We start from the raw sequence: 6575 nt of genomic DNA, 5'->3' as shown, positions 1-6575 counted from the left end.
CCGTCCAGCACCAGCCAGTCGAAGCCCGCGCCCGCCACCAGCTCGGCCGCATAGCCGCTGGCCAGGCCGAACCACAGGCCGATCTGTGGCGTGCGCACTGCTAGCGCCTGCTTGAAGGTGTTCACCGGTGTCTGCAAGGCAATCCTTTCAAACGAAGCGGAAGGCGATGTTGCCCAGCGGCCCGTAATCGGCATGGAAGGTATCGCCCGCGGCAGCCGCCACGGGCCGGGTGAAGGAGCCCCCCAGCACCACCTCGCTAGCTGCCAGCCCCTCGCCATAGGGCGCGAGCTTGTTGGCCAGCCAGGCCACGCCCGTGGCCGGGTGGTTGAGCACGGCGGCGGCCAGGCCCGACTCCTCGATCACGCCGTTCTTGTAGAGCAGCGCACCGCACCAGCGCAGGTCCACCGCATCGGGCCGCACGGGGCGCCCGCCGGTGACGATGCCAGCGTTGGCCGCGTTGTCCGAGATGGTGTCGAAGACCTTGCGCATCACGCCGGTGTGGCGGTCATGCTGCTCGATGCGCGCGTCGATGATCTCGATGGCCGGCACCACGTACTCGGTGGCGGCCAGCACGTCGAAGATATTCACCGGAGGGCGCCCCGGCTCGCCGCGCAGCGGCTTGTTGAGCACGAAGGCCAGCTCCACTTCCACCCGTGGCAGGATGAAGCGCTGCATGGGGATGTCGCCGCCCTCGGCAAAGAACATGTCGTCCAGCAGCGTGCCGAAGTCGGGCTCGGTGATCTGGCTGGCGACCTGCATGGCGCGCGAGGTCAGGCCGATCTTGTGGCCGCGCACGCTGCGCCCCTCGGCGATCTTCATCGCCACCCAGGCGCGCGAGATGGCATAGCCGTCCTGCACCGTCATGCCGGGGTGGCGCTTGGAGAAATGCTCCACCTGCACACGGCTCTTCTCGGCCTGGTGCAGCTCCAGCGCGAGCTGCTGTATCAGCGCATCTTCAAGCATCGTGCAGCCCTCAGGATTCCGCCGTGAAGCCGATGGCTTTCACGATCGGGCCCCATTTGTCGCCATCGGCCTTGAGCAGCGCCGCCAGCTCGGCCGGGCTCGACGAGCGCGCCTCCAGCCCCATCGCGGCCAGCCCGGCGATCACATCCTTGTCGGCCAGCGCGGTGCGGATCGCGGCATTGGCCTTGGCCACCAGCTCGGCCGGCGCCTTGCCCGGCAGGAAGAAGCCGAACCATTCGTTGTAGGCCATGTCCTTGTAGCCCTGCTCGATCAGCGTGCTGACACCCGGCATGAACTTGTTGCGCGTGGCGCCCGAGGTGGCCAGCACGCGGATCTTGCCGCCCTGGAGGTGCGGCAGGAACTCACCCACCGGCGCCGAGACGGCCGCGATCTGCCCGCCCAGCAGGTCCAGGATGGCCGGCTGCGAGCCGCGAAAGCCCACGTGGCGCATGTCCACCTTGCCGGCGCGGCTGATCAGTTCACCCACGAAGTGCGGCACCGAGCCCGGCGCGGGCGAGCCGAAGTTGGCGCCCGTGGGGTTGGCCTTGCACCATTCGAGGAACTCGGGCACGGTCTTCACCGAGGCCGGCACCTGCGGGCCCACTGCAAAGCCCATGTCGAACACCACGCCCAGCGAGACCGGGGTCACGTCGGCCACGGGGTCGTAGGGCAGCTTCTTGTAGGTGTGGGGGTAGATGCCCAGCATGGACATGGGGGTGGCCAGCAGCGTGGCGCCGTCGGCCGGGGCGGCCTTGAGCGTGGTGATGGCGATCTGCCCGCCCGCGCCGGTCTTGTTCTCCACCACGGCCGACTTGGCGTAGCCGCCCGTGATCTGGGTCGCCACGCGGCGCGCCAGAGTGTCCACCGTGCCGCCGGCGGCAAAGCCGGCCAGGATCTTCACGGTGTCGATGGCTTGGGCCTGGGCCATGAAGGGCAGCGTGCCGGCGGTGCCGGCCAGGGCCAGCTGCAGGATGTTGCGGCGGGAAGGGGTGGGCGAGGATTTCGTCATGCGTTGTCTCCGGGTCTCGTTGTGGGTTATTTCTTCGCCGCCTGCCGGTAGTTGGCCTTGAGGTGCTCGGGCACGCGCTCGTCGAAGCCGCAGGCCACGCGCCGCACCTCGGGGCTGTCGGTGGGCTGGTGGCCCACGCCCAGGGCTGAGGCGCGTGGTGCGGCTATGGCGACCACCGTGCCGGCCAGGCGGCCCAGGCCGGTGATCTCGCACTCCACCAGGTCACCCGGGTCCACCGAGCGCGAGTGGCAGGGCGTGCCCATCAGGATCACGTCGCCCGGCACCAGGGTGATGTGGCGCGCAATGTCGGCCACCACGTAGTGCGGACCCCAGATGGTCTCGTCGCCGATGTGCGCCTCCTGCACCACCAGGCCGTTGCGGTAGGTGCGCAGCGTCTGCTCGAACAGGTTCACGCCGCGCACGATGCCCGGGCCGATGGGCAGCAGCGTGTCCGCGCCCTTCACGCGCAGCATGCTGCCCTGGTCGGTGTCGCGGTAGTTCTGCAGGCCCATGTCGAGCGCGGGGCAAAAGCCTTCGATGTAGTCCCATGCCTCCTCGGGCAGCACGTTGCGGCAGGTCTTGCCGATGACCACGGCGTACTCGCCCTCGTAGTTCAGGTACAGGCTGTCGGCGGGCTTGTGGATCTCGCAGCCGTGGCCGTTGACCGAAGTCGGCGGCTTGGTGAAATAGGTCGGTGTCTCGGTCGGCTTGGGCTGGTTGCGCGTCTCGAAGCTGCGCGAGCTGTACGAGATGTGCACCGCGATGACCTTGCTGGGCGAGACCGGCGGCAGGTGCTGCACCGTGGCCGGGTCGAGCACGCGGCCATCGTCCAGGCGCAGCAGCCCCTGCTGCGCGCCTTCTTCCACCAGGGTGCCCCAGCAGGCGCTGCCGCCCACCAGCACGCGGCGGCGCTCCACGCGCGGGCCGCGCATCACGGCGGGCAGTTCGGTGATCGGGAATTCGAAGTTCATGCCACCACCTTTGCCGTTGCTTCGCTCGCTTCACCATCGAACCACATGTGCACGTTGCCCGTGCCGCGGGCGTTCTCGTAGGCCGACAAAGCCACGCCGCGCGCACGGCAGTCCGCCCCGCCCATGGCGCCCAGCATCTGCAGGTAGTGGGCGCCGAAGGCCTCCCAGGGCATCTTGCGGTACTCGTCCTGCCATCGGTCGAGCACCATATCGTGCCGGCCCTGCTCCATGAGGGCGATGGCGCCTTTGTCGCTCACGATGTTCTCGGGGCGCGAGACATTGCTCTCGTGGAAGATGCGCGGGTGGTTGGGCTTCCAGTCGATGGGGTTGAACTTGTGGCTCAGCGCACCCGAGGCCAGCAGCAGCACGCGCAGGTCGCTGCGGCGCACGGCCTCGGCAATCGCTTCGCCCGATTTCAGGAAGTGGCGCCAGTCGCAGTTCTGGCACGAGCTCACGGTGACCACCGGCGTGTCGCTGCGCTCCAGGCGCAGGTGCTTGACCAGGTTGATGGTGGCGTACTGCTTGCCCAGGTCGGGGTGGTTGATGACCCGGTTGTAGCCCTTGTGCTCGCGCGAGACGGCCTCGATCTCGAGCGCCAGGTCCGGGTGGCCGCGGTAGTCGTAAGGCACGCCGTGCAGGTACCAGGGCATCTCGTCGGAGATGAACATGCCCTGGTAGCGCGGCGCACCGTCCACCAGGTGATAGCCGGTGGTGAACCAGTGCGAGTCGAAGATGATGACCACGTCGGGCCGGGCCGCGGCAATCTTCTCGCGCAGGCGCGCATAGCCGGGGATCAGGTCCGAGTCGGCCCCCGCGCCCTGCAGCACGCGAAACTCTTCGCACTGCATCAGGCCGGGGTGGTGCGAGACGATGGCGGCGCCAACGATGCTTCCCATGGGGTGTGTCTCCTTTGGATGTGTCTTAGCGGTGGCTGAAGCTGGCGCGGAAGGGCTTCTTGGGAACCACGACATCCTTCACGTCGCAGAAGAACTCGAAGCTCCAGTCCCCTCCTTCGCGGCCCACGCCGCTGCGCTTGATGCCGCCGAACGGTGCGGCCAGGTCGCGGATGCCGAAGCTGTTGACCCAGATGAAGCCGGTGCGCACCTGCTGCGCCACGGCGCTGGCGTGCTCCGCTTCGCCGTAGCACACGCCGCCCAGGCCGTAGTCCGTGCCATTGGCCAGGGCGATGGCCTCCTCGTCACTATCGAAGGCCTGCAGCGTGAGCACCGGGCCGAAGACCTCGTTCTGCACGATCTCGCTGTCCTGGCGCACATCGGTGAGCAGCGTGGGCTGGTAGTACTGCGCGCCGAAGGGGTGGTGCGCCCCGCCCCAGAGCAGCATGGCGCCATCGGCCACGGCGCGCTGCACGAAGCCGTGCACGCGCTCGACCTGGCGCGGGTGGATGATGGGGCCGACCTCGGTGGCCTCCTCGCGCGGATCGCCCACGGTGAGCTTTTCCACATAGCCGCGCAAGGCGGCCACGAAGGCATCTTGCACCTTGCGGTGCACCAGGAAGCGCGTGCCCGCCAGGCACACCTGGCCGGCGTTGCGGTACATCAGCGCGCCGGTGGCGGCAGCGTTGTCGATGTCGGCGTCCTCCAGCACGATGAAGGCCGACTTGCCGCCGAGCTCCAGGCTGCAGGGCACGAGGTTGGCGCCGGCCGACTGCGCAATCCACTTGGCCGTGGGCACCGAGCCGGTGAACGAGACGCGCGCCAGGCGCGGGTCGCTGACCAGGCGCGCGCCGGTGCTGGCACCCGCCCCCTGCACGATGTTGAACACCCCGGGCGGCAGGCCGGCGGCGTGCGCGCAGTCGGCCAGCAGGCTGCTGGTCAGCGGCGCCCACTCCGGCGGCTTGACGATGACGCAGTTGCCCGCGGCCAGGGCCGGGCCGAGCTTCCAGGTGGCCAGCATCAGCGGCGCGTTCCAGGGCGTGATGATGGCCACCACGCCGGCCGGGTCGTGGCGCACGAGGTGGGTGGCCTGCTCGGTTTCGATGGGGCGGTCCTGCAACGTGAGCGCATGCTCGGCGAACCAGGTGAGGTTGAGCATGGCGCGCGGCACCACGCCGTGCTTCATGCGCGAGAGCAGCACGCCCGCATCGTTGGACTCGAGCGTGCAGAAGGCCTCGGCGCGCTGGCCGATCTCGGCCGCGAAACGGTCGAGGTAGGGCTTGCGCTCGGCCGCCGAGAGCGCACTCCACGCCGGGAAGGCACGCGCCGCAGCGGTCACGGCTGCGTCCACATGGGCGGGCGAGCCTTCGCTGATGCGGCCCAGCAGCGCCTGGTCGATGGGCGAGTGCAGGTCGAAGCGCAGGTCCGAGGCCACGCGCTGGCCATCGATGTAGTGGTGGGGCGATACGGCGATGCCGGCGACGTTCAGGGTGTCGGTGCTCACGGGGCGTTTCTCCAGGGGAATGGCAGGTCAGGTGCGATGGACCACGGGGGTCTCGGGCAGCAGCTTGGCCGGGTTCATCAGGCCGGCAGGGTCCAGCGCGGCCTTGATGCGCTGCATCAGGCGCAACTCCAGCGGCGCCTTGTAGCGGGCCGATTCGTCGCGCCGCAGCACGCCCAGGCCGTGCTCGGCGCTGATGGAGCCGCTTGCAGCGTGCACGGCGTCGTGCACCAGCCGGTTGAGCGGTGCCTCCAGCGCGAGGAAGGCAGCGCGGCCTGCGGCGTCGGGCGAGGGCGTGGCCGGCGAGGCGTTGTAGTGCAGGTTGCCGTCGCCCAGGTGGCCGAACACCACCAGGCGCACACCGGGGAAAGCGGCGGCTACGGCTGCGTCGCTGCGGGCGATGAAATCGGGGATGCGCGAGATCGGCAGCGCGATGTCGTGCTTGATGGTCGGGCCTTCGGCGCCCTGGGCTTCGGAGATGTTTTCGCGCAGCGCCCACAGGGCCTTGAACTGCGCGAGCGTGGCGGACAACGCGGCATCGACCACCCAGCCCGCCTCCATCGCGGCTTCGAGCACGCCTTCGATGGCCTGCTGCGCCTGGTCGCTTGCACCCTCCTCGGCACCGGTGACAGACACCTCCAGCAGCACGTACCAGGGCGAGGCCTCGGCCAGCGGGCGCCGGGCGCCCGGCACGTGGTGCAGCACCAGCGACAGGCAGGTGTCCGACAGCAATTCGAAGGCGGTGAGCGATGCGCCCAGGCGCTGCTGGGCCAGCGCCAGCAGCTGCAGGGCATCGCCCGGCGAGGGCACGGCCACCAGCGCGGCCACTTGGGCCGCAGGCAGCGGAAACAGCTTGAGCACGGCAGCGGTGATGACGCCCAGCGTGCCTTCGGAGCCGATGTACAGGTCGCGCAGGTCGTAGCCGGTGTTGTCCTTGCGCAGGGTGCGCAGGCCGTTCCAGACCTCGCCCTCGGGCGTCACGACTTCCAGGCCCAGGCACAGCTCGCGCGCATTGCCGTAGCGCAGCACCTGCACGCCGCCGGCATTGGTGGCCAGGTTGCCGCCGATGGTGCACGAGCCCTCGGCCGCCAGGCTCAGCGGGAACAGGCGCCCGGCCTCGCGGGCCACGTCCTGCACCTGCTGCAGCGTGGCGCCGGCTTCCACCACCAGGGTATTGTTCAAGGGATCGACCTGGCGCACGCGGTTCAACCGGGTCAATGACAGCAGCAGCGGCAGGC

At 69.4% G+C, this 6575-nt stretch carries 6 protein-coding genes and 1 pseudogene; all 7 read right to left on the bottom strand.

Annotated features, from left to right (window positions below):
- Positions 1–137 (bottom strand): annotated as a pseudogene (locus tag PMI14_RS35120) (2-dehydro-3-deoxyglucarate aldolase); the annotation flags it as partial.
- A gap of 10 nt (positions 138–147) precedes the next feature.
- Positions 148–963: a 2-oxo-hept-4-ene-1,7-dioate hydratase gene (gene hpaH / locus PMI14_RS28005; RefSeq protein ID WP_007859854.1), complete on the bottom strand. Its 816-nt coding sequence runs from the start codon at positions 961–963 to the stop codon at positions 148–150.
- Positions 964–973: 10 nt separating this feature from the next.
- Complete coding sequence (locus PMI14_RS28000; protein WP_007859853.1) at positions 974–1972, bottom strand: Bug family tripartite tricarboxylate transporter substrate binding protein; 999 nt, start codon at positions 1970–1972, stop codon at positions 974–976.
- Positions 1973–1998: 26 nt separating this feature from the next.
- Positions 1999–2943 (bottom strand): fumarylacetoacetate hydrolase family protein, encoded by a 945-nt coding sequence (locus tag PMI14_RS27995; protein WP_007859851.1) that lies wholly within the window; start codon positions 2941–2943, stop codon positions 1999–2001.
- The gene (locus PMI14_RS27990) at positions 2940–3839 is read right to left on the bottom strand and encodes an extradiol ring-cleavage dioxygenase (RefSeq protein WP_007859849.1); all 900 of its coding nucleotides are present in this window, start codon (positions 3837–3839) and stop codon (positions 2940–2942) included. The genes PMI14_RS27995 and PMI14_RS27990 overlap by 4 nt, the downstream gene beginning before the upstream one ends.
- A 25-nt stretch (positions 3840–3864) precedes the next feature.
- A complete protein-coding gene (locus PMI14_RS27985) occupies positions 3865–5340 on the bottom strand; it encodes an aldehyde dehydrogenase family protein (protein ID WP_007859847.1) in 1476 nt (491 codons plus the stop codon).
- Between the two features lie 27 nt (positions 5341–5367).
- A complete protein-coding gene (locus tag PMI14_RS27980; RefSeq protein ID WP_007859845.1) occupies positions 5368–6573 on the bottom strand; it encodes an FAD-binding oxidoreductase in 1206 nt (401 codons plus the stop codon).
- Positions 6574–6575 lie beyond the last annotated feature (2 nt).

The organism is Acidovorax sp. CF316 (genome assembly GCF_000276605.1).
Lineage (GTDB): Bacteria > Pseudomonadota > Gammaproteobacteria > Burkholderiales > Burkholderiaceae_C > Acidovorax.
Note: the sequence above shows the minus strand (reverse complement) of the source record. Positions and strands in the feature narration are given on the sequence as shown.